This window comes from Streptococcus cristatus (assembly GCF_001578775.1).
GTDB lineage: Bacteria > Bacillota > Bacilli > Lactobacillales > Streptococcaceae > Streptococcus > Streptococcus cristatus_A.
This window is the reverse complement of record NZ_KQ969077.1, coordinates 1-608: the sequence shown is the minus strand read 5'-3', so window position 1 is coordinate 608 and position 608 is coordinate 1. Positions and strand designations below refer to the sequence as shown.

Annotated in this window: 1 protein-coding gene; it reads right to left on the bottom strand. The window is 50.8% G+C overall.

Features of this window, described 5'->3' with window-relative positions:
• Positions 1-608: hypothetical protein (locus SCRDD08_RS12060; protein ID WP_269139721.1), on the bottom strand; the 608-nt coding region annotated here is incomplete at both ends.

Sequence of the window (608 nt, the reverse complement as noted above, 5' to 3'; positions counted from 1 at the left end):
AGTGCTTCAGCATCGTTGAGCTTGAGCCAATCCGTTTCAACCAGCGCAAGTGCTTCAGCATCAGTAAGCCTGAGCCAGTCAGTTTCAACAAGTGAATCAGCTTCAACCTCAATGAGCACCAGCCAGTCTGTCTCAGTAAGTGCAAGTGCTTCAGCGTCATTGAGCGCAAGCCAGTCAGTTTCATTAAGCACAAGTGCTTCAGCATCAGTAAGCCTGAGCCAGTCAGTCTCAGCAAGCACAAGCACTTCAGCATCAGTAAGCTTGAGCCAATCCGTTTCAACAAGCGCAAGTGCCTCAGCTTCGTTGAGCTTGAGCCAATCAGTTTCAACCAGCGAGTCTGCTTCAGCGTCATTGAGCGCAAGCCAGTCGGTTTCAACAAGCGAGTCTGCTTCAGCGTCATTGAGCTTGAGCCAGTCTGTTTCAGTAAGTGAATCAGCTTCAACCTCATTGAGCACCAGCCAGTCAGTCTCAGTAAGTGCAAGTGCTTCAGCGTCATTGAGCGCAAGCCAGTCCGTTTCAACAAGCGAATCGGCTTCAGCCTCATTGAGCGCAAGCCAGTCGGTTTCAACAAGCGAATCGGCTTCAGCGTCATTGAGCGCAAGCCAGTC